At 37.6% G+C, this 24,019-nt stretch carries 18 protein-coding genes and 3 pseudogenes; 10 read left to right on the top strand and 11 right to left on the bottom strand.

Annotated elements, in window-relative coordinates:
• Positions 1 to 6: 6 nt before the first annotated feature.
• Positions 7 to 369, bottom strand: coding sequence for a 6-carboxytetrahydropterin synthase QueD (gene queD, locus BTO22_RS05265; RefSeq protein ID WP_105054575.1), 363 nt, complete (start codon positions 367 to 369; stop codon positions 7 to 9).
• Between the two features lie 267 nt (positions 370 to 636).
• Here queD and asnS point away from each other — a divergent pair, with 267 nt between their 5' ends.
• Positions 637 to 2,037, top strand: a complete 1,401-nt coding sequence (gene asnS / locus BTO22_RS05260) for an asparagine--tRNA ligase (protein ID WP_105054574.1) — start codon at positions 637 to 639, stop codon at positions 2,035 to 2,037.
• A gap of 114 nt (positions 2,038 to 2,151) precedes the next feature.
• Here the strand turns inward: asnS and BTO22_RS05255 are convergent, their stop codons facing one another.
• From BTO22_RS05255 to BTO22_RS05245, 3 genes are all read right to left on the bottom strand, one after another.
• Positions 2,152 to 2,703, bottom strand: a complete 552-nt coding sequence (locus BTO22_RS05255; RefSeq protein WP_105054573.1) for a YcbK family protein — start codon at positions 2,701 to 2,703, stop codon at positions 2,152 to 2,154.
• A gap of 169 nt (positions 2,704 to 2,872) precedes the next feature.
• Entirely contained in the window at positions 2,873 to 4,417 is a 1,545-nt protein-coding gene (locus tag BTO22_RS05250) for a L,D-transpeptidase family protein (RefSeq protein ID WP_258132456.1), read from the bottom strand.
• Positions 4,418 to 4,558: 141 nt separating this feature from the next.
• Complete coding sequence (locus tag BTO22_RS05245; protein WP_105054572.1) at positions 4,559 to 5,968, bottom strand: amidohydrolase; 1,410 nt, start codon at positions 5,966 to 5,968, stop codon at positions 4,559 to 4,561.
• A gap of 392 nt (positions 5,969 to 6,360) precedes the next feature.
• Here BTO22_RS05245 and BTO22_RS05240 point away from each other — a divergent pair, with 392 nt between their 5' ends.
• Entirely contained in the window at positions 6,361 to 7,644 is a 1,284-nt protein-coding gene (locus BTO22_RS05240; RefSeq protein ID WP_105054571.1) for a dicarboxylate/amino acid:cation symporter, read from the top strand.
• Positions 7,645 to 7,757: 113 nt separating this feature from the next.
• Positions 7,758 to 8,270 (top strand): hypothetical protein, encoded by a 513-nt coding sequence (locus BTO22_RS05235; protein ID WP_060990787.1) that lies wholly within the window; start codon positions 7,758 to 7,760, stop codon positions 8,268 to 8,270.
• 162 nt (positions 8,271 to 8,432) lie between these two features.
• Here the strand turns inward: BTO22_RS05235 and BTO22_RS05230 are convergent, their stop codons facing one another.
• Both BTO22_RS05230 and htpX read right to left on the bottom strand, forming a co-directional pair.
• On the bottom strand, positions 8,433 to 8,918 hold the full coding sequence (locus tag BTO22_RS05230; RefSeq protein WP_105054570.1) for a YehS family protein: 486 nt from the start codon (positions 8,916 to 8,918) through the stop codon (positions 8,433 to 8,435).
• A gap of 142 nt (positions 8,919 to 9,060) precedes the next feature.
• Positions 9,061 to 9,936 (bottom strand): protease HtpX, encoded by an 876-nt coding sequence (gene htpX, locus BTO22_RS05225; RefSeq protein ID WP_061002229.1) that lies wholly within the window; start codon positions 9,934 to 9,936, stop codon positions 9,061 to 9,063.
• A 303-nt stretch (positions 9,937 to 10,239) separates the two neighbouring features.
• Here htpX and BTO22_RS05220 point away from each other — a divergent pair, with 303 nt between their 5' ends.
• Positions 10,240 to 10,401 (top strand): heat-shock protein HtpX, encoded by a 162-nt coding sequence (locus BTO22_RS05220; RefSeq protein ID WP_105054569.1) that lies wholly within the window; start codon positions 10,240 to 10,242, stop codon positions 10,399 to 10,401.
• Between the two features lie 87 nt (positions 10,402 to 10,488).
• Here BTO22_RS05220 and BTO22_RS05215 read toward each other — a convergent pair whose 3' ends face one another.
• Positions 10,489 to 11,079 (bottom strand): acetate uptake transporter, encoded by a 591-nt coding sequence (locus BTO22_RS05215; protein ID WP_105054568.1) that lies wholly within the window; start codon positions 11,077 to 11,079, stop codon positions 10,489 to 10,491.
• Positions 11,080 to 11,321: 242 nt separating this feature from the next.
• Between BTO22_RS05215 and BTO22_RS05210 the strand changes: the two genes are divergently transcribed.
• From BTO22_RS05210 to BTO22_RS20400, 4 genes and pseudogenes are all read left to right on the top strand, one after another.
• Complete coding sequence (locus BTO22_RS05210) at positions 11,322 to 13,004, top strand: sensor histidine kinase (RefSeq protein WP_105054567.1); 1,683 nt, start codon at positions 11,322 to 11,324, stop codon at positions 13,002 to 13,004.
• Positions 12,997 to 13,713 (top strand): two-component system response regulator BtsR, encoded by a 717-nt coding sequence (btsR, locus tag BTO22_RS05205; protein WP_105054566.1) that lies wholly within the window; start codon positions 12,997 to 12,999, stop codon positions 13,711 to 13,713. Before BTO22_RS05210 ends, btsR begins: the two co-directional genes overlap by 8 nt.
• 181 nt (positions 13,714 to 13,894) lie before the next feature.
• The gene (locus BTO22_RS05200; protein WP_105054565.1) at positions 13,895 to 15,361 is read left to right on the top strand and encodes a carbon starvation CstA family protein; all 1,467 of its coding nucleotides are present in this window, start codon (positions 13,895 to 13,897) and stop codon (positions 15,359 to 15,361) included.
• Positions 15,362 to 15,922: 561 nt separating this feature from the next.
• Positions 15,923 to 16,374, top strand: a pseudogene (locus BTO22_RS20400) (ISAs1 family transposase); the annotation flags it as partial.
• A 280-nt stretch (positions 16,375 to 16,654) separates the two neighbouring features.
• On the opposite strand, the gene BTO22_RS05190 reads toward BTO22_RS20400, so the two are convergent.
• Entirely contained in the window at positions 16,655 to 19,330 is a 2,676-nt protein-coding gene (locus tag BTO22_RS05190) for a peptidase inhibitor family I36 protein (RefSeq protein WP_105054564.1), read from the bottom strand.
• A gap of 287 nt (positions 19,331 to 19,617) precedes the next feature.
• Between BTO22_RS05190 and BTO22_RS05185 the strand changes: the two are divergent.
• Together BTO22_RS05185 and BTO22_RS20395 are read left to right on the top strand one after the other, a co-directional pair.
• Positions 19,618 to 19,800: pseudogene (locus tag BTO22_RS05185) on the top strand (transposase family protein); the annotation flags it as partial.
• 56 nt (positions 19,801 to 19,856) lie between these two features.
• Positions 19,857 to 20,367, top strand: a pseudogene (locus tag BTO22_RS20395) (methyl-accepting chemotaxis protein); the annotation flags it as partial.
• A gap of 103 nt (positions 20,368 to 20,470) precedes the next feature.
• On the opposite strand, the gene BTO22_RS05175 reads toward BTO22_RS20395, so the two are convergent.
• The 3 genes from BTO22_RS05175 to BTO22_RS05165 form a co-directional block, all read right to left on the bottom strand.
• Positions 20,471 to 20,917 (bottom strand): exoribonuclease R, encoded by a 447-nt coding sequence (locus tag BTO22_RS05175; protein ID WP_105054562.1) that lies wholly within the window; start codon positions 20,915 to 20,917, stop codon positions 20,471 to 20,473.
• A gap of 9 nt (positions 20,918 to 20,926) precedes the next feature.
• Positions 20,927 to 22,231 carry a DEAD/DEAH box helicase gene (locus BTO22_RS05170; RefSeq protein ID WP_105054561.1) on the bottom strand — a complete coding sequence of 435 codons (1,305 nt, stop codon included), beginning with the start codon at positions 22,229 to 22,231 and terminating at the stop codon, positions 20,927 to 20,929.
• A gap of 173 nt (positions 22,232 to 22,404) precedes the next feature.
• Positions 22,405 to 23,694 (bottom strand): NAD(P)/FAD-dependent oxidoreductase, encoded by a 1,290-nt coding sequence (locus BTO22_RS05165; protein ID WP_061011642.1) that lies wholly within the window; start codon positions 23,692 to 23,694, stop codon positions 22,405 to 22,407.
• Positions 23,695 to 24,019 lie beyond the last annotated feature (325 nt).

Raw genomic sequence — 24,019 nt, 5'->3', positions numbered from 1 at the left:
TGTAGATTACTCACCGCGGTAAGTACAACCTGCTGTACATGTCTCTTTAATTTCAATTTTGCTTAACAGTGGAAGTGTTGGTTTAACTTCATTCCAAATCCATTTAGCCAATACTTCACTTGTTGGGTTCTCTAGCCCTTCAATGTCGTTTAGGTAGTAATGGTCAAGACGGTCATACGTTGGTTTAAATGCCGCTTTAATTTCAGAGAAATCAATTACCCAACCAGTATGTTGGTCAACTTCACCTTCAACATACAAACGAACTAAAAAAGAGTGACCATGAAGACGACCACATTTATGACCTTCTGGGACATGTGGTAAATGGTGTGCTGCTTCAAACATGAAGTCTTTATATAGTTCAGTTGTCATTAGTTAAAATCTCTATTACCTATATTATGAAGCAGGGATAGTACTCTACTTCTCTACTAAACAACAAGGCTCACAAGCTGTAAGTTCCCTATTACCTTGTAATATTGGCGATTTTTTCGGCGAATTTACAACGAAAATTGATTCTTATTCTGAAAAATCACGTTTATAGAACAACAACACTTGAAGCTATCAATAAGAAAGGTAATATGTATTTCTTGAAATAAAAATATTCGTGCATGTAGCACAACAATGGAGAATGTAATTAACATGACTTACGCGCCTGTAACAGACGTATTAAGCGGCAAACTAGCGGTTGACAGTGAAGTAACTGTTCGCGGTTGGATCCGTTCGCGTCGCGACTCTAAAGCTGGAATCTCTTTCCTAGCTATCTATGACGGTTCTTGTTTCGATCCGATTCAGGCCGTAGTTCCTAATGACTTAAATAATTACAATGATGAAGTCCTAAAACTAACAACAGGTTGTTCTGTTGAAGTGACTGGTACTATCGTTGCTTCTCCTGCTAAAGGTCAAGATTTTGAACTTGCAGCAACTAACGTTAAAGTTGTAGGTTGGGTTGAAGACGCTGATACTTACCCAATGGCGAAAACTCGTCACTCAATTGAGTATTTACGTGAAGTTGCACACCTTCGCCCACGCACTAACGTGATTGGTGCGGTTGCACGTGTTCGTAACTGTCTATCTCAAGCGATTCACCGTTTTTACCACGAGCAAGGCTACTTCTGGATGTCAGCTCCACTAATCACTTCATCTGATGCTGAAGGCGCTGGTGAAATGTTCCGTGTTTCTACTTTAGATCACGCGAACCTTCCTTTAGATGACAAAGGCAATGTTGATTACGACAAAGACTTCTTTGGTAAAGAGACATTCCTAACAGTATCTGGTCAACTTAATGCGGAAACTTACGCTTGTGCACTAAGCAAAGTTTACACATTTGGTCCAACTTTCCGTGCTGAAAACTCGCACACAAGCCGCCACCTAGCTGAATTCTGGATGGTTGAACCTGAAGTTGCTTTTGCTGATCTAGATGACGTTGCAAAACTGGCTGAAGACATGCTTAAATATGTATTCGAAGCGGTTCTTGCTGAACGTCGTGATGATCTTGAATTCTTTGCTTCTCGCATCGACAAACAAGCGATCACTCGTCTAGAGCAATTTGTAAGCTCTGATTTCGCACAAGTAGACTACACAGATGCAATCCAAATCCTGAAAGATTCTGGCCGTACGTTTGAGTTTGATGTTGAGTGGGGCATCGATATGTCTTCTGAGCATGAACGCTATCTTGCTGAAGAGCACTTCAAAGCACCAGTTATCGTTAAAAACTACCCGAAAGACATCAAAGCATTCTACATGCGTCAAAATGACGATGGTAAGACGGTTGCTGCGATGGATGTTCTTGCACCAGGTATTGGTGAGATCATCGGTGGTTCTCAACGTGAAGAGCGTTTAGACGTTCTTGATGCTCGTATGATTGAAATGGGCATCGACCCAGAGCACATGAGCTGGTACCGCGATTTACGTCGTTACGGCACAGTTCCTCATGCTGGCTTCGGTCTTGGCTTTGAGCGTCTAGTGTCTTACGTAACTGGTATGGGCAACGTTCGTGACGTTATCCCGTTCCCACGTACTCCACGTTCAGCTAACTTCTAATTTGCTTTTCTTATAGAACATTAGCTCTGTAAGAATAGATTAAATAGAAAGTAATAAATACAAAAATGGCGACCAATTCGGTCGCCATTTTTTTAACTATATATTTAGGTATAATTACCAGAAACGAACTCGACCAGTATCAATATGAACAAAGTTACTTCCAGGGTAATACCCTACTCCGCCTGCTTTTAATGATAAGGCCGCTTTTCTTACTTCATCCAATGGTACGCCTTCTAAACGAAAATCCATGGCTTTGCCTAGCATATGCAAACTTTTCTTTGCCACGCCACCGTGTGATTTACCACGTAACATTTCATTTGTTGCTGGTGAGCGATAACCCGAAATAATTTGAACCTGAGTATCACAACCAATGACATTTTGAATCGCCGACAATTGGTCAAATAATCTTTTATCCATTTCGATGCTTTCATTACGTCTGAAGTCACGACATAAATGATTTAGTTTTGCTAACTCTGCGCTCTGATATTGTCGTCCATTAAAATATTCAGTCTGTAGCTCTTCACTTGTATGCAGGTTATTTAATGCTAATTTACGCGGTGACTCTTCAAATTGTGATGCGAAAGATAGGGTAGGAAATAGACTTAAACCAACAGTAGCTGCGCCACCAATAAGGATTTTACGACGTAATGGACTAAATTCAGACATGCAGTAAACAACTCACTTATAAATAGATCAATCAATAACTGAGCGCAAGATACACACTTTACACAGGCTGGTCAAATAATGAACAGTGATATTTTTCAGCTAAAACAGCAAATAATAGCTTACTTATTGAACTAAATATGTTTTTAAACTTAATCAAAAATGTAAATTATTAGTCAATTTTAGATTTACTCCATTCATCGTACTTATAAATATCATCTCTAAATTGAATGATATCTTTGTCATCTATCCATGTCGTTTGATAAGTTGTATAGACTGCTATTTTTTGTCCTAAACCAACAGAATTTGTTTTTGGTAATTGGTTATAATTTTCGTAATCTGTCGCAGTATAATCTGACTCTTCCATCAAAAGTTGTGCAAACTCTGATGCTTTTTCTACCCTAATACAGCCTGAACTATAGGCTCGATGCTGTTTTTTAAATAACGATCTTAATGGAGTATCATGCAAGTAAATTGAGTTTTTATTAGGAGTATTAAATTTGTACTTTCCTAATGCATTTGTTCCTCCAGGCTTTTGTCTTAACTTATAAGGAAAATTCTCCGCTGTCATTTCTTCCCATTTAATACTCTCAAAAGGTATTACGTTATTACTTAGCCATGAAGGGAGTACCTCAAAATTATGCTCTGTAAGATACTCTTTATTATCAAAGGCTTTAGGTAATATATCTTCCCTCATGATCTTAGTCGGTACTTTCCATTTTGGATTAAAGACAATCGAATCTAATCGAGTGGTAAATAAAGGCGTTCTTCTGGCTGGTTTACCTACGATCACTTTACTTTTAAAAATTAATTCACCTTCTTGAAAGTAGCCCATTTCATAAGACGGTATGTTTACCAATACAAACCGATTACTCTTTTCTTCCCACAATCGTAGTCGCTGAATATTAAGCGCAATGATCCGAACTCTTTCATTTGCACTCATGTTTAACCAGTAAAGTGTTTTCTCCCCAATAATCCCGTCGGCAACCAAACCATGCCTTTCTTGAAAGCCTTTAACTATCGTAACTAACTCTTCGTTGTATATACGGCTGTCTTTCTTCAGGAAATACTGAAGTTGCCTTTTATTTAGATCACCTGAAATATTCAACCTGTAGACCAATGACTTATAAGGTATAATTTGATTTGGTTTGAGCAAGCGAGTAATTTCAAGTTTAGGAGCCTCTTGGTGGTAAGGGTCATAATATAGATACAGGCGTTCATATAAATCTGAATATTGCTCAGATTGCGGCTGTAATGTTATAACCAATTGATATAAATTATTTGTTTGAAAATGCTGATTTATTGTATTTATAGCAAATGCTGATGGTTGACCAATATTCCCATCTAGCCTTCCACCAAACAACCATTTAATACCATGCGTTGCAATTAACTCTTTATATACAGAGAAATACAATAAAGTATCAGTTGCTAGAATATCAAACTCTAACCCTTGAGTTTGTTGAAGAAGATCATATCGTTTTTGAAGATCATCGTTCACATCAGCTAATACAAGCAAACCAAGTTGATTTTTTAACTGTCTTCTGTCTTTAACTAATTGCCATTTGAGTTGTGAATAAGGATAAAAGCTAGCCACGATTTCAGGATAGAATAACTGGGATTGATATTCTTTAATGTAATTATTTACACTACTGGACGCATAAACACCAAAAGATACATGCATTAACAAAGCAATAAGTAATATATTGAATCTATCCATGAAATCCCCTAATAAAATACACCAGTACTTTTATACTAGTCTTCAATAGGTGAATATCAAGTTAACCTCTAGTAATTAAAAACCAAAAAAAGAGCCGAATAATCGACTCTTTAAATCATCAAAAGCATATATTTATGTCTACTATTGAACGACTTCACCGCTTTCAATAACGGTTTTACGTACTATTTTTGTAAACTCAATCACTTCTTGTCGGATTTTGTCTTCATCAACCGTTAACATTTCACGATCTTTCATCAGGATATTACCATCAACAATGGTATGACGAACATTGCCTGAATTTGCAGAGTAAACCAATGCTGAATATGGGTTATATACTGGCAACATATTTGGTGCTTTAGTATCAATAACAATGATATCTGCTAGCTTACCAACTTCAATAGAACCAATTTTATCTTCCATATGAAGTGCTTTCGCTGCACCCATTGTTGCCATATCGATAACTTTAATTGGAGGCATAGCTGCGCGATCTTTATTTACCAACTTATGAACTTTAGCAACTTGGTTAAACTCATCAATAATACTTAATGTATTACCAGACATTGGACCATCAGTACCTAAACCAATACGTACATTTTCATCATACATTTTAAGAGCAGGAGAAACGCCTTTGGCTGATTTGATGTTAGCACTCATGTTATGCGCAACACCCATATCTGATTCTTTTACTAATTCAATATCTTTATCATCAATAAGAATCATATGCGCACCAATAAGGTTTTTATTAAGCGCACCAATACTATGCATATATTCTACTGGAGACATTCCGTTAGCACGCTCAGCGATGACTTCTTCTTCGCGATGAGATTCAGCTAAGTGGATCATAACAGGAACGTCTAGCTCTAATGATAGTTTCGCAATTTTTTGTAGCGTCTCAGTTGTATTTGTATATGGTGCGTGAGGAGCAAACGCTGGTGTGATACGAGGATGATCTTTATATTCTTCGATAAAGTTTAGGGCGTACTGAATCCCCTCATCTGCATTTGCGGCATCAGCAACAGGGAATTTAATAACACTTTCACCTAAAATTGCACGCATACCAATTTTGTCGACCATCTTTGCAACTTCGTCTTCAAAGTAATACATATCCGCATAAGTGGTTACCCCACCCTTAACCATCTCAACATTACCTAGGTTAGCACCAATACGAACCATGTCGCGTGACACTAATTTTTTCTCTAAAGGGAAGATATAACGGTGTAAACGATCAGGAACATCATCGCCTAATGAACGAAAAACAGTCATTGAGGCATGAGTATGTGTATTAATTAAACCGGGTAAAACAATATCTCCGTCCACATCTAACATGGTTTTCGCTGTGTAGTTTTTTGCGATGCTTTGATCACCAACAGCAACAATTTTATTACCTTTAATTGCAACAACGCCATTTTCGAATGTTTGTTTAGACTCATTCATTGTTAATAGCGTTGCATCAGTAATCAACAAATCAACCTGCTGAGCTGCAAGCGCTGAAAAAGTGACAAAAGTATTTGCTGCAATTGCCGCTGCTAATAAGGTCTTTTTTAAATACATGGACTGACTCGCAAAAAGTAAGAATAATTCGCAGGGATGGTATACGTTAATATTTTTTTATCAAGCGAATTGTCATTAGGTATACGTAACATTCGTTCAAAGTAGTGATCAATCTCATATTTCCTGAAATCCAATACTCATTACGAATATAAAATAACAACATGGTAAACCGCAAACGATACCTAGTTAAGTATTTGGTTTTAATAAACTATAAATGTTAAATCAATCAATAAAATCGCACAATATATCCAAAACTACTAACAATCCATTGCTTTTATCCCTTTTATTTATATTAACAATATGTAAACATTCTGTTGATTTCTCAGTTAATAGAGAAACATTACAAGGACTCACCTATTAGTGAGCACAATATTCTGGAGAACAGGTACATTATGAAAAAGTCACTTTCAAGTAGAATTTTTATAGGTTTATTCGCTGGCCTATTAATCGGTACAGCTATTCAATACATGTTTAATGGTGTTGCGTTTTTTGACTCGTTTCTTTTAGGAGCAGCGGAAGGCGTTGGCGGGATGTTTGTTTCACTGATCAAACTACTCGTAGTTCCACTGGTTTATGTTTCGATCGTTTGCGGTATCGTTGAACTAAAAGACATTGCTTCATTTGGTCGCCTTGGTGGTAAAACTTTTGCTCTTTACCTTATTAACACCATCATCGCGATTGCTGCAGCACTAACTGTAGGTATGATATTTGCTCCTGGTGCTGATGCTAATTTAGCAGGTACTGTTGTGGCTGGCTCTGTAGAGCTAAAAGCTACTGAAACCCCAGATATCTTCTCTCTTATTACAAACATCGTTCCTAGTAACCCAGTAGAAGCTTTCGCTAATGGGGATATGCTACAAATTATCTTTATGGCTATTCTAACCGGTCTTGCGATTCAAGCGCTTGATCACCGTGGCGGCCCTGCAATTAAAACATTTAAAGTTGCCAATGAAATCATGATGAAGCTAATCAGCTTAGTAATGAGTCTTGCGCCTTATGGTGTATTTGCACTAATGATTCAATTAGGTGCGACATTAAACGCAAATACATTAATGTCTGTTGCTGGTTATGTGGCTCTTGTTATTGCAATGCTTGCTTTCTGGATTTTTGTTTTCTATCCAATAATGGTTGGCTTAACAACAGGGATCTCTCCAAAAACATTCTTACGTGCGGTACGTGAACAAATTTTATTCTCGCTATCAACAGCAAGTTCAAATGCAACGATCCCAGTAACAATGCGTACTTTAACGGATAAACTAAATGTATCTAAGTCTGTTGCAGGTTTCGGCGTACCACTAGGCGCAACCATGAACATGTCGGGTGTATCTATTTATATCGCACTGGCTGCTATTTTTGTTGCCAACGCATTTGGTCAACCAATTAACTCTGCTGACCTATTCACGTTAGGCTTTACGATTCTATTGCTATCAATCGGTGCAGGTGGTGTTCCTGGCGGCGGTGTTGTTATGGTAGGTGTTATTTTGCACCAACTAGGCCTTCCACCTGAAGGCTTGGCTATTGTTGCTGCTGTGGACCGCATTAACGATATGTTCTGTACTTCTTCTAACGTTGTTGGTGATACTGCAGTAAATACGATTGTTGCTAAATCTGAAGGCGAAGTGGGTAAAGTAGAGTCAACAGAAGAAGCTATCTTTACTGAAAAAGTAAACGGCTAGTTCTATATTTACTATTAATATCAATAAAAAGAGAGAGCTACCTATGCTCTCTCTTTATATTCAGACATAAAGCATTTATAATACATCTACATTTTTTTTACATCTTTTGAGCTATGAAGCCTTATTTTTTTACCGCTTTACTTTTTCTTTTTCTATCACCTTTTAAAAGTAACGCTGAATCTCTTTCTCTTTACTCCATGAATACGGGGTCATTCCTTTATCACTTGGTACCTTATGACCCAGACTCTCATCAATACTTTGGTAATGAATACTTTTCTATAGAGCGTAAATTTTCTGAAGATTCAGATTACAGTTTTATGTTAGGTACTTTTCTAAATAGCCAAGCTAATCGTTGTATGCTAATTGGTGTACGAAAAGATTGGTATCAAGTCAGTGATAACGTAGTTATAAAAGGGGTTTACTCTTATGCAGGTGAGTTCTTTGTTGATGCGTTTGAAAACTGTGGTGATGGAGGGATTTATAAAACTTCAAAAGAGAAATTCGGCGTTGCATTTGCACCTTATATCTACCATGCCGCGCAATACAATCTAACTGACTATTTTGGGGTTGAGGCTGGTTTTATTCTTCCTGGTATCCTTGTAATGAGTATGCAATGGAGCTTCTAACTTAACCACAACATTACTTATACCAATCGTAGTAAATAACTGTTCATCCTAGTTGGTTAAAATACTTACTGTGATTGATATTACTATATAATTACCCAATACAAAAAAACCACGACTCATTAAATAATGATCGTGGTTTTTTATTAATAATGAAGAAAAAGCTTACTCGCTTTCGTTTTCTACTGCTTCTTCACCACGTAAATCTTGTTGCACGCCTTGTAAAAAGTTACGTAAAACTTGGTCTTTACAAATACGGTAGTGCTTATGATCTGGCTTACGGAAAAATGCACTCAGTTCGTGCTTGCTTAGACGGAAGTTTACTAACTTCATTAAGTCTAAAACATCATCTGCTTTTAAGTTCAAAGCAATTTGTAATTTTTTAAGAATGATGTTGTTCGTTAGTTTTTCTTCAGGCTTTGGTTGCTCGCCTTCACGCTTACCACGACGATCATTAATTAAACCATTTAAAAACGTTGCTAATTGAACATCTTGACAACTTTTATAGTCTTTATCGTCATCCGCTTTTAACCAGTTACATACTTCTTCACGAGTTACTTTAAGATCAGCTGCACCAAACAGTGCGATCATTTTTGTATCGTCAAAATCAAAAGTATAGCGAATGCGTCGTAGAACGTCGTTATTAGTCAAGGTAAATCCTAAATAGCTTAATTTAAATTAGGGGCAGACTATAACTCGTAATGCGTATAGGTAAAAGATTTATGTGATCTCTAAACATAAAAAAACCCGAGAATTATCTCGGGTTTGTTGAATTACTTGTAATCTTGCTTAATTACATTTGGCGTAATGCATTAATACGCTTATCTAATGGCGGGTGACTCATTAATAATTCCATTAACGTGTGCTTACCATTAATACCAAAAGCCATCATAGAACCTTCTAACTGAGACTCTTGACCTGTACGTAAACGCTCTAATGCTGCAATCATTTTCTCTTTACCAACAAGCTGTGCTGCACCTGCATCGGCATAAAATTCACGATGGCGGCTAAACCACATTGTTAAGAAGCTTGCTAAGAAACCAAACGCAATCTCAAGAATAGTCGATACAATAAAGTAAGTCATAAAGCTACCGCCTTCCCCCTCACCTTCTTCATCACTTGATGTAAAGCCACTTACTGCATTTGCAATCATTCGAGATAAGAAAATAACAAACGTATTCACAACACCTTGCATTAACGTCATTGTAATCATATCGCCATTTGCAATATGGCTCACTTCATGAGCAAGAACCGCTTCAGCTTCATCACGAGTCATGCTGTGAAGTAAACCAGTAGATACAGCGACCAATGAGTCATCACGCTTAGCACCAGTAGCAAAAGCATTCATATCTGGTGAATCATAAATAGCAACCGTTGGCATACCAATACCAACTTGTTGAGCCTGACGTGAAACCGTTTCTAATAACCAATGTTCTGTCTCGTTACGTGGTTGCTCTATTACTTCACCACCAACAGAACGTAACGCCATTGATTTTGACATCATTAAAGACACTAATGAGCCACCAAAACCAAACAATACTGCCATAACTAGTAAGCCTGATAGGCTACCTTGTTGAATCCCCGTAACCGCATAAACAATATTCAACACAATGCTGAATACGATCATTACCGCTAAGTTTGTTGCTAAAAACAGCGCAATACGCTTCATTTATTGTTTCTCCAATATATTAATAAATTCTACTCATTTATTGTATTTTGTTGAGTAGATACCATAAGTGCAAAGCACACACTTTGGATATAAGCATAAGATAGTGTCATTTAATTCAAATACAAGGGGTTGACGTACTTTGATACACTTTCTTAGTATCTATTTACCTTTATTAATTACTTTTTCATCTTACACGCTCGTTAAACCACCTCAATAGTTAGACTTTGGTCGTATTGCGATATACACGGTTTAGCTTTACCTTGGTTTTAATGATTTAAAGTAAGCAATGTTCAAGGATTTAACATGACTGAAAAAGAAACTTATTTGATGGCAATTGATATGCTTTGTTGCCATTTGGGGTTATCAAAAGAAGAGGCTCAAAAGCAGCTAGGCATTCATTCTTCTACTGATTTAGAAACTCAAATTCTAGAGACTCAAGAAGCATTAATGGGGCTCAATCAATAATATTGATTCTCTTTTATTCCATAATAAAAAAAGCGGCTCACTAGTATTTAGTGAGCCGCTTTTTTACATTCGTTTTTTATTAGAAAACTATGCAGTAACTGTTGCTGCTTCTTTAGCTTTCATTTCACCAACAGGTAATACAGTACGACCGTATTCACCATTAATTACTTGAGCCATAGAGAAGTACATTGCACTAAAACCACAGAACAGACCAACGTAACCAGCCATGTGACCAATGAATACGCTACCTGTGAAATCGCGAGCTGAAAGCAATGCGAATAAAATAGTTAATGTACCAAATACCACTTGTTTAGCACGTGGGTAGTTAAATGTACCTAAGAACAAGAAGAACGTTAGAACGCCCCACATTGCTAAGTACCAACCCATGAATACAGCTGATGTTGCTTGACCAAGACCCATTTCAGGCATAAGGATTAAACCAACAAGAGATAACCAGAAGAAACCGTAAGAAGTAAACGCTGTAGTACCAAACGTATTACCCTTTTTATACTCCATGATGCCTGCAATTACTTGCGCGATACCACCGTAAAAAATACCCATAGATAAAATAGCAGTATTTAATGGAAAGAAACCTGCATTATGTAGGTTTAGTAGCACAGTTGTCATACCAAAAGCCATTAGGCCTAATGGTGCTGGATTTGCAAGTTTGCTTGACATGCCGGAGCCTCAAAAAAAAGTGTAATGATTAAAAAAGTGTTTAGGACGCGCATTCTATTTACGCGCGTTGAATATCACAACTACCAATTATGGAATCTTACATTTCATTTATAGCATTCCTAAAGTTGAGTCACTTTATTATCCATTAATAACAACAAATCTTGTTTTTTTATCTTCTCTTTTAGACTCTCTACACATTTACGATTACACTAGATAATCTGCTTTATTTATAGAGAACCTCCATGGAACTGGTCTTTTCCCTACTACAGCAATTAAGCGTTTACCTCGTATTGGCTTATCTATTAAGTAAAACTCCCTTATTTCTTCCTATTACGACTATTTCAGGGCGTTGGAGTCACCGTTTCCTTTGCTATATTATCTTTTCTGGCTTCTGTATTCTCGGAACGTATTTTGGCCTTGCGATTCAAGATGCAATTGCAAACACTCGAGCTATTGGTGCTGTAATGGGGGGCGTTCTTGGTGGGCCTTTAGTCGGTTTTTTTGTCGGTCTAACGGGTGGATTACATCGTTATTCAATGGGAGGGTTTACCGATCTCGCATGTGCAATATCAACAACTGCAGAAGGTCTTTTAGGTGGATTGTTCCACTTGTATTTTTTAAGAAAAAATCATATAGAACAATTATTTAGACCAAGAACGGTTCTTATGATTGCATTTATCGCCGAACTACTGCAGATGACAATCATTCTGGTCGTCGCACAACCTTTCGATCAAGCTTACGATCTTGTCTCTTCTATTGTTTTACCTATGGTTGTTGCTAACTCCATAGGTGCTGCTATGTTCATGAGTATTATCCAAGATAGAAAAGCCATCTATGAAAAATATTCTGCTGCATTCTCAAATAAAGCTCTGAATATTGCTCAACGCTCTGTCGGAATATTAAGCCAAGGATTCAACCAAGAAAACAGTGAGCAAATAGCAAAAATTATCTATGAAGAGACAGGTGTTGGTGCCGTTTCTATTACCGATAAAGAGAAAATATTAGCCTTTATTGGTATTGGAGATGATCATCACCTACCAGGTACCCCTATCGCATCGGATTACACCAGAGAGGCAATAACACAGAGCAAAGTAATGTATATAGATGGAGATGAATTCCCTTATCAATGCTCAATTGATGATAAATGTAAACTGGGTTCTGCACTGGTTATTCCACTTATTGGAGCAAATAATGAGGTGATTGGCACCATTAAACTGTATGAGCCCAAACGGAAATTATTTTCCTATATCAACCTAACATTAGGAGAAGGCATTGCTAAGTTACTCTCTAACCAGATTTTAACTGGCCGTTATTTACAACAACAAACACTACTAACTCAAGCCGAATTACGCTTATTACAAGCTCAGGTAAATCCTCATTTTTTATTTAATGCACTAAACACTATCAGTGCTGTTATTCGTCGAGATCCAAACCGCGCAAGAGAGCTAATCCAGCATTTATCGCAATTTTTCCGTCGAAATTTAAAACAGAACTTTGAGCAAGTCACCCTAAAAGAAGAGCTACATCACGTACAATCCTATTTAGAAATAGAATTGGCACGCTTTGCTGATAGGCTAACCGTTAACATGGATATTGATGAGCGTTTGTATTCATTACAACTGCCAACTTTCACTTTGCAACCTCTTGTTGAAAATGCGATTAAGCATGGAACCTCTAATATGTTTGAAGCTGGTGAAATAACAATTAAAGCTTACCTCTCACATCATCAAGTGATTTTAGAGGTAATAGATAATGCTGGTCTGTATATAGAACAAGAAAACAGCGATGGATTAGGTACAACCATTGTAGATAAACGCTTAAAAAATCAATTTGGTGATACGTTTGGATTAACTCTATCTTGTATAGAAAATCAACAAACAAAAGCCACTATACATTTACCACTAGAGACAATAAATAATGCTTAAAGCCATTGTGATTGACGACGAACTATTTGCTCGTGAAGAATTAATAGAACAATTAAATGAAATTGGTCACATTGAAGTTATTGCTGAATGTGGTAATGCGATTGACGGGCTAAAGCAGATCAATCAACTAAAGCCTGATGTGGTATTTCTTGATATTCAAATGCCTAAGATCACAGGGATAGAACTGATCAGTATGCTTGATCCTGACACCATGCCAAATGTAGTTTTCGTTACTGCATATGATGAGTTTGCAGTAAAAGCATTTGAAGATAACGCTTTTGATTATCTACTCAAACCCATTGAGCCTTGTCGCCTTAAAAAAACCGTAAAACGTTTATTGGCCCTAGAAACCAAACTCGATCTTACACCTATCACTCAAACTAAAATTGAACTTATCCCATGCTCTGGCCACAACCGCATTCTTCTATTGCCTTCTCAAGAGATTGAAGTTGCCAGTATTCAAGCTTCAGGCGTTGAGTTAGCAACCAAATCAGAAAAAGCCTGTACTCAGCTTACTTTGAAAGTACTGGAAGAGAAAACGCCACTCATTCGCTGTCATCGTCAATTTTTGATAAACCCTCATTTTATACGAGAGATTAAATTACACGATAATGGCACCAGTGAAATTCTCACACAAAGTGGCCATATAGCTCAAGTAAGTCGGCGTTACCTAAAGGAAATTAAAGAACGGCTGGGTATTCAGAGTTAGTTTTAATTTATTAATACAAACCACTTAATTTTGTTCAAAACCACTTAACATTAAATAATACCGCTTAGCCTCTTATCACAACCACTCACTTTTTTTGGGCGTGAACTCTTTACGCCCATCAGTATGATAACCAACATATTAATTTACCTATTTAATTCGTAATTCAAACAAGGAATAAATTATGGTTTGGTTTCTAACCTGTGTTGCTGCGCTTATCGGTGGTTACTTCATCTATGGTGCATTTATTGAAAAAGTCTTTGGTATTAAAGAAGACAGAAAAACTCCCGCTCACACAAAAACAGATGGCGTAGATTTTGTTCCAATGTCGACACCAAAAGTATACCTAGTTCAACTTCTTAACATTGCAGGCGTCGGCCCAATTTTTGGCCCAATCATGGGTGCCCTTTACGGCCCTGCAGCTATGTTATGGATTGTACTTGGTTGTATTTTTGCAGGTGCGGTACACGATTATTTCTCAGGAATGCTGTCTGTCCGTAATGGTGGAGCCTCTGTTCCTACTATTACAGGTAAGTACCTAGGCAATGGTGCAAAGCACTTCATGAACGTGTTCGCGATTGTTCTATTGCTTCTTGTTGGTGTGGTATTTGTATCAGCACCTGCAAGTATGTTAACTAACCTAATGAATGACCAATTTGATCTAGGCATCACAATGACGGCGATGGTTGTTATCATTTTTGGTTATTACATCTTAGCGACAATTGTACCTGTTGATAAAATTATCGGACGTTTCTACCCGCTATTTGGTGCTCTACTAATATTCATGTCTGTTGGCTTGATTTCAGCAATCGCACTATCGAGTGACCATTCAGTACTTGGCGGTTATGAGCCTAGTGAAATGTTCACCAACATGAATCCGAACGACTTACCATTGTGGCCGGCACTATTTATCACTATCGCTTGTGGCGCGATCTCTGGTTTCCACGCAACACAATCACCTTTAATGGCGCGTTGTATGGAAAATGAAAAGAATGGTCGTTTTGTATTCTACGGCGCAATGATTGGTGAAGGTATTATCGCACTGATCTGGTGTGCTATTGCCCTGTCTTTCTTTGATGGTATTGAAGCACTTCAAGCAGCGGTTGCAAACGGTGGTCCAGGTAACGTAGTTTACGCATCATCATTCGGTCTTTTAGGTACATTTGGTGGCATCCTAGCGTTCTTAGGTGTAGTTATTCTACCGATTACTTCTGGTGATACTGCATTCCGTTCAAGCCGTTTAATCCTTGCTGAATACTTCAACATGGAACAAAAAACACTACGTAACCGTCTACTTATGGCGCTTCCACTGTTCGTTCTAGGTGGTATCTTAACTCAAGTAGATTTCGGTATTATCTGGCGCTACTTTGGTTTTGCTAACCAAACAACAGCGGTCATGATGTTATGGACAGCGTCTGCTTATCTACTTCGTCACAACAAGCTACATTGGGTTGCAACAATACCTGCTGTATTTATGACAAGCGTATGTATCACATTCATCTTAAATAACAGTCAGCTTGGTTTTGGCTTACCGATGACACTATCGACCATTGTAGGTGTAGTCTCTGCATTTGTAATTGCTGGTTTGATTATTGTGAAATCAAAAGGCAAAGGTGAAATTGATTCAGAAGAAGAAAGTCTACAATCTTAATAATCTAGTTAAATAAAGAATCCCCATTAATCATTATTAATGGGGATTTTTGTAATACTAATTACCTTAGCTTTAACTCTTATTGCTTCGGGACGCTTTTTAAAACATACAAAGAAAGCAATATGACTCATACAAGTAAAATTGCGCTCAACGTTACACAAGCTAACTTTAATACTGCAATAAATGGCCTTTATGGATCCATAAAGTCATTATCAACTGCTGTAGAATTAGATCCAAATCAACCATTTGAGGAAAAACTTATCTTAGGCAACATATCAGAGTGAGATAGCGAACGTTTTTCAATCAAAAATAGGGCGACTTGACGATCACATTCAGCGGTGATCATATACTCCTTTTTAGGGAAAGCATCATGTACATTGACCACTTCAAAGAACATTTTCAAACGATTATTGACTAACATCAAGGTGCAAAGATCACATATTACCTGTTTAAAGTCCTCTTTGGCTCGCTATGTGCGGTGATTGCAAGTGCGAAAGGCTAGTTTGATATTCGTGAATACATTCTCGGTCATCATAGGTGCTTCATTAACTGAATGTCGCCAATACACACTCTTACGAAGGTCAAGTGATTACGATAGATGACAAAACGCTTCGAGGCTCATACAATCGTGAGACAGGACGAGCACCATCCATATGAACAGTGCTTATGCATCGTCAAACAAACTCGTGTTGGGACAGCTGAAAACCGAAGAAAAAAGTAATGAGATTACAGTGTACCCTGAACTGATAAAGATGCTAGATATCAAGGTAGCCCTAGTAACCATTGATACAATGGCCTGTCAGGCTAAGATGGCCAAAGCCATTATAAAACAAGGTGGTGATTACTTGCTTGCATCAAGGAAAACTCGGACAAGCGATAGAAAAAGCGTTCTCATATCAGCGAGCAAATATGGTAGATACCCTCACAGCCTTAAACAAGGGTGTGGACGTATAGAGTATCGCCAATGCTATGTTTTTAATATTACGAAACTTGATGGTGACTTCTCTCTCTAGAAAGAGTTGAAGAGCATTATAATGGTTGAAAACTTCCGTTTTGAGAAAGGCAGTTCGATTATAGTTAAACCGAGAATTTAATAAACTAACAGGACAATGTTGAGTTCGAATTAAACAAGGGCATCGCTGAGACTATGTTCATGTGCCCAGTGACGTTTTCAATACAGTTTCACCTACAACAAATCAAATTAGTTACGTTTAGGCACTTTGGGTAAGAACCAAGAGGACAGCACTTAATGGCCCTCTTGGTTCTTGGTAGATTGAAAATGATGCCTTGACGCTATGGACGCGACATTATCTTAATGGAGCTTATATTATTGCTAAATGCTTCTTGGGCATTACCACTGGAATTTCGTGTATAGTACCTACCTGCAAAGTTGGCATCTTCATAAAATCTAACCACCCAGCCCTCAGGGATGATAAATGATTGTAAGCGATCATTCATTGAATCAAGGAAGGCCATATCTGACGTAATTTCCATATAATCACCCCCATAATTATTGTAATCAAATATCACAAGATTATTTCTAGGGCTTAATATTTTTACTGAGTTTGTTATGTCATTAAAGCCATCAGCATTACCGCTTGCTGCTCGCGTATAGTACCTACCTGCAAAGTTGGCACCTGCATAAAATCTAACCACCCAGTCCGTTGGTAAAACCCATGATGACATTTTGTCATTCATTTCGGTGCCTAAATCGTGCTTATCCGATGTGATAACCAATGAATTTCCTTGCTGATCGAAGTGTTCATAAATCACAACACCTTCAGTACCATGGTTTTGTTGGAAAAAGTTGATTGCTTCAGCGTGAGTGGTGTTTTGAATGGCGACTACGTCATGTCCAAAAATACTCTCAGGTTTATACGGAACTGATGTTATGAATTGGGATTTCTTATCGACACCCATGACCAGTTCAAACGGTTTTTTACTGAACTTCTGATATGACTTAACTTTTGATTGTTCTCTGAATATCTCTGAATCTTGATTCTCAATATTTAAATCATTGGCGACGCGAGAGTCTGTAAGCTCTAGTTCCCCGTTATAACATTGAGCGACGCCTTTAAATAGTTCATTGTAATAGATACAGTAATCACTATTCTTTTGAATGTCTTCAGCTTTCACTAAAGATAAATCCACATCTCCTCTTGAAAGGATGCTAGATGATAAATTCCCGATACTTTCCATTGATTCGGTTAAATAGAATGGAGGCTTATTTACTCTCAAGTCCGCTTTAACCCAATACCCGTCAGGAATATTTACGAACGATATATAAGACTGAGGGCTTTGAAGTTCTGAATTTTCACTTATACAAAATGAAGGCTCATTTAGGTTCTCCTTATCAGTGTAAAAACACGCGTTTTCAACAGCATTGAGATCAGAGTCTGTTAGTTTTGACATCATGTGATTGTTGATCAGCTCATAGGGGAAATCGTTGGTGTTATAATCGGTTTTCTTGACGTTATTGAAATTAGTCAGTGCATGGAAATTATTTTTTTTTGTGCTAGTGTCAATAAATATTGTCATGCCATCAGATATGCCAGGTATATAGGCAAGAGCAATCTCAGAAGTACTATTACCGGGATTTCTAATATTATCAGCTAGTTGCCATATGTTAAACCCCATACTTAAAAGTTGGTCTGGGCCAAAACTCTTTAATACACTAACGGGGTTTGCCAGTCTAATTGATTTTATTGTTTTCTTAACACCATTTTTTTTAATGCTGTTTTTAAATCTGTTAATATTGTCAAGTGTCCCAAGATTTCCCATTAAAATCCCTTGATAATGAGATGTAGTCCATTGTTTAAATGCTTTCTTTAACTCCTTTTGAGTTCTTTGGTTTGATTCAAATTTAATTTCATTAAATTTGGTCTCAAGACTTATAGTGTTGTCATTCATTACTGTTGTAATAAATCTTGAAAAGTCGTCATTTATAGAATCCACACCATTCAATCTAAAGTTCACAAGTTTAGACCAAATAATCTTAACGGCTGTCAACGAGTTGTTTTTAATGCTTTCATCAGCAGCTCCTGCGTTGAAGCTTGGGGACTCCAAATCAAAAAAGATGTCTCGTAATAGATCTACTCCAACATATTGTATTTTATCGTCTCTCCAAAACTCATGATCTGTAATATTTAAATCTGACATACCTGTAAAATGAGGGTAGCCGGTAATGTTAGGAACATTAACTACAATATCAACGATGTCAGCTAGTGCATTATCCCATACAAATTCATTTTCATTTATAACTCTAGAGCCTTTTTTAATCCTTATTATTGCAGGCTCATCGTATTTAAAACACCATCGTTCATTTGATTGTGTTTGGATAGCACCTTTCTGAATTGCCATTCTTGAGAAGTTATTAATGGCAGCTTCTGGATGATCCTGTATGATATAATCTGGTGCAGGCAAGTCAAAATTATTTGTTTCTTGATTGTATAGTGATACTTGAAACCACCACTGATCTGGTGAATTAACAAACCCTAAATTTGTGACGGAGTTCGCTGCATCAGCTGCAATATCGGACAATTTATATCTTCGATGGGTATAAATACACATTCGATCATCTTCAATTGTCGGCTCATAGGTGCTTGGCATGCCATCGGCATTCATTAAAAATTGCCAAACACTATTTGTGGCTCCCGGTGGCTTCTCACCATTATCATAATAATCTTGAACAAGTCCTGCTAGATTTTCAGAAAATAATGGATGCACGCTTCTTAAACTTAGCCCCATTGGATTATTTCCAAAGTCAATTTCTGAATTATCAAATGGGACTCTATTTAATGCATAGTGGTGAAAATTAAAAATAGACACCGGTCCCAATGGGTTTCCTGCGTTTTCAATTATCCTATGAATATCTGGCGTTTTTGTATCAATTTCAATAAGAGTTTCACTGTGTGCATTAATTGATAAGCACAGTAAAAAAGTACTATAAGTAAACCTTTTCAACATCATTACTTTAACCTTCTTCCTATCATAGGTAATATAATAACTATCTGTAATGTCTAACTTTAAATATATTATATTTATTCAACTGAAAAAGGAATTAATAATTTGAGTTAATAAATAAAGCCCTACAATTGACCATTATTATTAACAAATGACCTCAACATTGAATAAGCGATTGAGAAAGGCGGATCTATCCCCAGAGTGAGATTGCGAACGTTTTTTTAATCAAGAATAGGGCGGTTTGACGATCACATTCAGCTGTGATCATATACTCCCTTTTTAGAGAGAGCATCATGCACATTGACCACTTCAAAGAACATTTTCAAACGATTATTGACTAACGCCAAGGTGAAAAGGTCACATATTGCCTGTTTGAAGTCCTCTTTGGCTCGCTATGTGCGGTGATTGCAGGTGCGAAAGGCTGGTTTGATATTCGTGAATACATTCTCGGTCATCATGATTGGTTTAAGCGTAATAGTGCGTAAAGAACTTTCTCAAATTCCAAGAGTAGTTAGTAATATTCAACTCATGGCAAATGGCGACCACTGCAAACGATATTACTGCAAACGCGTTATCAGCTGAAGGAGAAACAAGTACGGCGTTAGTTCTTTCTTCTCATAGTTTAAAACGTTACAAGAGTCCTTTTGCATTATTGAAGAGCTAAAAATCTTATCAGATAACACCAGCTCTATGGTTGACGTTATTACTAACATTTCAGACCAGACGAACCTACTCGCTTTAAATGCCGCGATTGAAGCTGCACACGCAGGTGAACAAGGGAGAGGTTTTGCGGTAGTTTCAGATGAAGTTCGAGCACTTGCGGTGAAAACTCAAGATTCGACAGCCAATATTCAAACGATCATTGCAACCCTACAAACAAAAGCAACTAAAGCCGTTGATGCGATGGAAAATATCAGACAAAATTGAGGCAATATTTCAAAAAAAGTAACTCAGCTTGTTGATATTAACTCATCAGTTGCGACCGCTTCTAAAGAGCAATCGTAAACCAAAACATCGCTCATAATGTGGAAGACATTAAAAACAGAAGTCAATTTCTTCAAAGTCTCTAATCAATATAATTAAGTGCACAATAAAAAACCTTCACTCAGAAAGATGAAGGGCTTTTATTTATACTATTCAAATCACTTATTTTTTCGCAGCAATAGCGGCGTAATCACCAAGTAATTTAGATAAAATTGGCAGCCAATTTAATGCATCTGTTGGTGGTTTCGCTAAAATTTTCTCAACCAATTCACAGTGCTCTTCTAACGATACCGCTTCTTCTAAATTAAATAACATTGCATAAGCATGCCATAAAACAAGACGCATCATTCGTAAGCTGTTTTGTTGTGAATTTTCAGACTCTGAAAATGCATGAGTCACTTCGCCAAGAGCGACAGCAGCAAGACGAAGCATGGCATCTAATTGAGCTGTTTGCATACGATCTGGATCTGCCGTTTCTTCTTGTTCAAACGTAAAGATCTCTTTTATTGTCTCTTCAGGCACCATACGACTAATCACACGATGACTGAACTCTTCAAGCTCATGACGCGGCATTGTTACTAAACAAGAGAAAGTATAATCACGTTCCATTTTACTCTCCTACTTTTTAAGCTTAGTAATACCAGCTTTCTTTTGGATCACATTCTTCAAACGCATACGACGTTCTGCAGAAGCCTGATCTTGATTCACGTTAGTCGCGTTATTTGTGCGACCTTTACGATCTCTAAATCCAGCTTTAGTATTCACTTTTTCGATGTAAGCATCACGGCTCTTAGGCTCGTAACCTGCTTGAACTACACGGTGAATACGTTGCTGAATTAGTGTTTCAACTTGAACAACCGTTAATTCTTCTTCACGGCTAACAAATGAAACCGCATGACCTTTTTTACCTGCACGACCTGTACGACCAATACGGTGAACATAATCTTCAGCTAAGAAAGGCATGTCATAGTTAATTACGTGTGGTAAATCGGCAATATCAAGACCACGAGCAGCAACATCCGTTGCAACCATTACACGTGCTTTACCTTCTTTAAACTCTTCTAACGCACGACGACGAGCACTTTGTGCTTTATCTCCGTGACAAATAACCGCTTTAATACCATCAAGCTTAAGCTCTTTAACAATGCTATTTGCTGTTTCTTTGTAGTTTACAAATACCAGAACTTGCTGCCAGTTTTTACGGCCAATCAACTCTGATAGTAATTCTGTTTTACGTTCTTCATCTACAGGATAAACAACGTGAGCAATCGTTGATGCTGTCATATTTTCGCGGTCAACCGAAACTCGTTTTGGACGACGTAAAATATCACTCGCTAATTTGTTCATTTGCGCAGACGACGTTGCTGAGAACAACATGATTTGTGGAGCGGTATTTACTTCCATCATGATGTTACGGATAGCATTAACAAAGCCCATATCTAACATACGGTCGGCTTCATCAAATACTAAAAATTCTAGACTCGCGATAGAGATGTTGCCTTCTTCGATATGCTCTTGAAGACGACCAGGAGTCGCAACCAAGATATCAACACCCGGATCCAATGCTCTCTCTTGAGAAGACATTTTCTTACCGCCAAATACTGCAGTTACTGATAATGATGTGTATTTTGTGTAATCAGCAATGTTTGATGCAATTTGCTCTGCTAGCTCACGAGTTGGCGCTAAAATTAAAGCACGAGCTGAACGACGAGTTGCTGTTTTTTTCGAATCAAGCAATTGCTGGATCACTGGCAACGCAAACGCGGCAGTTTTACCCGTACCTGTTTGAGCATTCGCAAGAATATCATGACCTTTACGTGCCAAAGGAATAGCTTTTTGCTGGATTGGGGTTAATTTCTGATAACCACATTCAGTTAATGCTTTTACGACTTCAGGTGCGAAACCTTGAGATGAAAATGACATAAAGTGGATTCCTTAAGCGAACAGTCTATGTATTCAGTGAACAATAATTTAGCCGCGCATTATAAATGATTTACGGTGAGTTAGCGCACATTTTTTGTTATTCAGTCATAAAAAAAGGCAGAAATACTGAAGTATTCCTGCCTTTTTATCTATTTCGTTTTAAAACAACCCAATTAGTGAAGTTTTAAGTTTGGACGTAGAACTCGGTTGATACGCCCTACTAGCATAATCAACGTCGTTTTAAAGAGACCATGCAGTGCAATTTGATGCATACGATATAATGAGATGTATACAACACGTGCGATACGGCCTTCAACCATCATAGAGCCCTTCGTTAAGTTCCCCATCAAGCTACCAACCGTTGAGAAGTTACTTAATGAAACTAAAGAACCATGATCTTTATATACGTATGGTTTCATTTCACGGTCAGTCATTTTAGCAATAATATTTTTAAACGCATGACTTGCCATTTGATGAGCAGCTTGTGCACGAGGAGGAACAAAACCACCATCGGCTTTTTCACACGATGCTAAATCACCAATAACGAAAATATCATCATCACGTGTAGTTTGTAGCGTTGGCTTAACAACAAGCTGATTAATACGGTTAGTTTCTAAACCTGCGATATCTTTCATGAAATCAGGTGCTTTAATACCTGCAGCCCATACCATGATTTGAGCAGGAATAAGCTCACCTTCTTTAGTGTGTAAGCCTTCAGAATCTGCTTTAGTTACCATCGTCATCGTTCTAACGTTCACACCAAGTTTCGTTAACTCACTGTGTGCCGCAGATGAAATACGAGGAGGCAGAGCAGGAAGAATTCGCTCACCCGCTTCAACAAGATTCACATTTAATTTTGCCGAATCTAAATCACCAAAACCATAAGCTCGTAACTCTTTAACCGCATTATGAAGCTCTGCAGATAATTCAACACCCGTAGCACCAGCACCAACAATCGCGATATCAACCGTCTTTTGTGTAGGATGAGCATGAAGCTTCAAGAACTGATTGTTCATCTCAGTACGGAAGCGATGTGCTTGTTCTGGGCTATCAAGGAAAATACAGTTTTCACGAACACCCGGAGTATTAAAGTCATTCGACGTTGAGCCAATCGCAAGGATCAGGTAATCATATTCAATTTCTCTTGTCGGAATAAGCATCTCACCATGCTCATCTTTAATTTCAGCCAGAGTAATGAATTTACGGTCACGATTAATGTCGCACAAACTACCCATTTGGAAATCAAAAGAGTGATTCTTTGCATGTGCACGGTAGCTAATGGCATCAACACCTTCATCTAAAGAACCTGTCGCCACTTCATGTAGCAGTGGTTTCCATAAATGGCTTGCTTTACGGTCTACCAATGTAACTTCAGCACGACCTTTACGACCCAGTGTACGACCAAATTTAGTAGCAAGCTCTAAACCACCAGCTCCACCACCAACAATAACAATCTTAGTCATTACAATTTTCCTCTAAAAAATAAAAAGGGGATTAATCCGATTTGATCGAATCAAAAAATTTGTGCTTTCCTGATTTTTATCATTATCAAATGAGTAAAAAATAGAAAGTCTTGAGGAAACAGTGTTTACGTTATGCAAGGTTGAGCAATTTATGCTTCTTTTCGTTGTTTTTTGCATTATATATCCCTATTTCAGATGTTATCAAGCAGATATAGATGTTATGTAGAAGATTTCTTTTGAGGTGTAAAATAAATGGGGAAATTGTTCTATTTTGTAACAGGAGGTCGTTTCTTTGGTTTAGATCAAAAAACCTCACGATATTGTT

Source organism: Aliivibrio sifiae, assembly GCF_002954705.1.
GTDB lineage: Bacteria > Pseudomonadota > Gammaproteobacteria > Enterobacterales > Vibrionaceae > Aliivibrio > Aliivibrio sifiae_A.
Note: the sequence above shows the minus strand (reverse complement) of the source record. Positions and strands in the feature narration are given on the sequence as shown.